Genomic DNA, 3229 nt, shown 5'->3' with positions numbered 1-3229 from the left:
GTCACGTTCGCTCAGTACGGCGGGCCCGAGCCCGTCCGCGATCCGGCGGGCCTCGGCGGCGGCCTCGGTGACGGCGGCGACGGCGGGCAGCAGCAGCGTGGCGATGTCGGGTCCCGTACGCGGAGCTTGCGGCGGTGGGCAGTCCGGGCACGCGGGGCGGGGCACGGGAGCGTGGCCGTCGCCCGGGGCGGACGACGCGGGCGTGGCCGCGCCGACGGCCAGGGTGGTGTCCAGGTGGAGCCGGGCGGCGGCCAGCAGGGGCCCGAGACCGTCGTGCAGTTCCCTGCGCAGTCGGCGCCGCTCCTCCTCGCGCGCCACGAGCACCTGCCGGCGCGCCGCGCGGACGTCCTCCACGAGTTGCAGGGCGGCCAGCGCGGGCGCGGCCTGGTCGCTGAGCAGTTGCAGCAGTTCGGCGTCCCGGTCGGGCAGCGCCGCCTCACCGGGCCTGGGGGCCACCCGCAGCGTGCCGATGAGCTGACCCCGGTGGCGCAGCGGGAACTCATGGGCGCCGCACGCGTCCCACCGCTCGCCCGAGGACGCCAGGGTGTGGGGACCGGAGCGGGTCCCCACGGCCACCAGGGCGGCGGGGAAGCGCAGATCCTCCGTGGCGGACCGGCACAGGACCGAGGGCACGTCCTCGGGTTCGGGCGCCTCGCGCAGGCGTTGCGCGAGGCCCCGCACCGCGTCGTTGGGCTGGGAGAGCCTGCCGTTGAAGAGATGGTCGACGCGGCGGCTCGCCCACCCCGTCAGGGGCCGCAGCCCCGAGCCGATCACCACGGCGACGACGGCGACGGCGAGGGCTCCGGCGCTGTCGGCGTCGGGAAGCACGGTCGAGACGGCGACGGCGGCGCTGGTGTAGGCGAAGACGACGGCGGTGACGACCACCGCCGTGATGAGCAGACGGCGCGCGGTGCGGTCGAGCTGCCATATGGCGCCCCTGCCGATGACGTAGGCGACGGCCGCGTACCACCCCGCGGCGCCCGTGGCGAACGCCGCGTACACCGACCAGGCGGGCACGCCCGGGATCTCCTCGGCGAAGTCGCCGTAGGTCCAGGGGAAGTAGGCGGCGGCGAAGGCCAGCGCCTCGCGGCGCGCGGAGCGGTCGGCCCGCCGCCAGCGGCTGACGATGACGGACACGTTGATGACGGCGCAGATGAGGATGAGCCAGAGGTTGGCGGTGGTACAGAAGTCGAGGACCGAGAGCGCGGCACCGCGCCACAGGGTTCCGAGCAGCGGATGCGGACCGCCGCCCGGCGGCTCCTCGACGGCCGTGGCGACCAGCGCGAGGAAGAGGCAGATCACCAGGAGGACCCCCGCGTAGCAGCGGACGAAGGGACCGGCCCTGCGCTCGGCGGGGAAGGTGAGCGGGAACATCACCATGGCGTATCCGCCCGCCAGCGAACACAGCTGGGCGAACAGGTGCGCCGCGAGCGCCGGGCGCGGGCCCGGGGCGCAGAGCAGCGTCAACTGGCCGATGAACAGCGGCAGGACGAGACCCGAACCGGTGACGAGGAGCAGCCAGCCCGTGCTGCGGTCGGCCGTCCGGACCAGCGCGAGGAACCCGAGCACGGCGCAGGGGAGCCCGACCAGTGCCGCCGAGAGGTCCGAGCCCATGTCGAGGGACCAGCCGCCCACGGGCGGGCGATGGGTGCACAAGGCACCCCACCCCAGTACCGAGAGAACGCACAGCAGGACGAGGAAGGCCCCGGCGGACCACTCGCGTTCACGCGCCGCTCTGCTTACCCCGATCGGGAGAACCGCAGAACGTTCACTCTTCGTGATCACAGCACTACAAGTAGCATGCGGCGGTGACGCACAGCAGCGAAGGCGAGAGTCCGGTCCGTGTGGTGGTAGTGGACGACCACCCCCTCTTCCGCGCCGGGCTGCGCGCGGCCCTCGACAGCGCGCCCGACATCGAGGTGGTCGCCGAGGCCGGGACCGCGGAGGGCCTGGAAGCCCTGGTCCAGCGGGCGCTGCCGGACGTGGTGGTGATGGACCTGGCACTGCCGGGAGTCTCGGGGCCCGCCGCCGCGCGGGCCCTGGCCGTGAGCCACCCCCTCCTGCCCGTACTGATGTTGACGATGTCGCAGGACGACGCCAGCCTGCTGGCGGCGCTGCGTGCCGGGGCCCGGGGCTATCTCGTCAAGGGCGCCGGGCGCGAGGCCGTGCTCAACGCCGTCCGTACGGTCGCCCTGGGCGGCGCGGTCTTCGGGCCCGAGATCGCGGGCCGCATCGCGGCGCTCCTCGCCGGGGAGCGGAACCCGGCCGCCGCCCGGCCCTTCCCGGAACTGACCGAGCGGGAGCGCGAGGTCCTCGACCTGGTCGCGCGGGGCCTGGACAACCGGCGCATCGCGCGCGAGCTGGTCCTCTCGGAGAAGACCGTGCGCAATCACGTCAGCCGCATCTTCGCCAAACTCCAGGTCGCGCACCGGGCGGCGGCGGTCTCCCAGGCCCGCGACGCGGGCCTGGGCTGCTGACCGGGGGGACCCGAGGGGACGCCGGGCCCCGCCGTCAGGTCCGGCTGCCGTCGGAGCGGCCGAAGAGCTCGATCTCGGAGATGGCCACCTGCTTGCCCGCGGCCGCCGCGTGAGCGGACTCGATGGTGAAGCGCACGCGGGTGACCTCACCGGCGCGGAGGGCGCGGCGCTGCGCTCCGGCGCCCGGGTCCAGGGAGATCTCCCGGGTCGCGGTGGAGCCGTCCTTCCTGGTGACGGTGGCCCGCATGCGGTGCGGCAGGGCGGACTTGCCGATCTGGTCGGCCCGGGTGGAGGTGCCCGGTGTGATGAGGACGTCGAGCAGCCGCGCGGGCCGCACGAAGCGCACCTCGACCCACTCGCCCTGGCCCGACTGCTCGACACCGGGACCCCACCAGGTGTTGTTGAGCTTGTCGAAGAGCAGCTTCGGACCATGGCCCTCGTACGAGCGCGAGGCGCGGATCTCGTCCGGCTCGACCGGGGCGCGCTTGGCGAAGTGGTCACGGGTGGCCTGGATGCCGTCGGGCAGGTTGACCGCGGCGACGATGAGCAGGGTCAGGACGACGGCCGCGGTGATCCAGGTGCCGGCGCGGTCGAAGACGAAGCGCAGCCGGGGGCGGTCACCCGCGTAGGGCACCTCGTGGCGGCCGGGGCCGGAGAGGCGGCGCCACCAGGACTGTCGCGCCGGGGTGACAGCGGCGCTTTCGGCGAGCGGCATCGCGCAGCGCCCGCAGAAGTGCCGGTCGGGGTGGTTG

General features: G+C 74.5%; 3 protein-coding genes. 1 reads left to right on the top strand and 2 read right to left on the bottom strand.

Annotated features, from left to right (window positions below; genetic code table 11):
* Window positions 1-1635: histidine kinase (locus tag AB8Z36_RS36290; RefSeq protein WP_369217650.1), on the bottom strand; the 1635-nt coding region annotated here is incomplete at its 3' end.
* Between the two features lie 173 nt (window positions 1636-1808).
* On the opposite strand from AB8Z36_RS36290, the gene AB8Z36_RS36285 reads away from it, so the two are divergent.
* Window positions 1809-2477, top strand: a complete 669-nt coding sequence (locus AB8Z36_RS36285) for a response regulator (protein WP_369217649.1) — start codon at window positions 1809-1811, stop codon at window positions 2475-2477.
* 34 nt (window positions 2478-2511) lie between these two features.
* Here the strand turns inward: AB8Z36_RS36285 and AB8Z36_RS36280 are convergent.
* Window positions 2512-3229: NADase-type glycan-binding domain-containing protein (locus AB8Z36_RS36280; RefSeq protein WP_440582093.1), on the bottom strand; the 718-nt coding region annotated here is incomplete at its 5' end.

The sequence above is a fragment of the Streptomyces flavofungini genome, assembly GCF_041028215.1.
GTDB classification, from domain to species: Bacteria; Actinomycetota; Actinomycetes; order Streptomycetales; family Streptomycetaceae; genus Streptomyces; species Streptomyces flavofungini_B.
The sequence above is the reverse complement of the archived record's forward strand: the minus strand, read 5'-3'. Positions and strand labels throughout refer to the sequence as shown.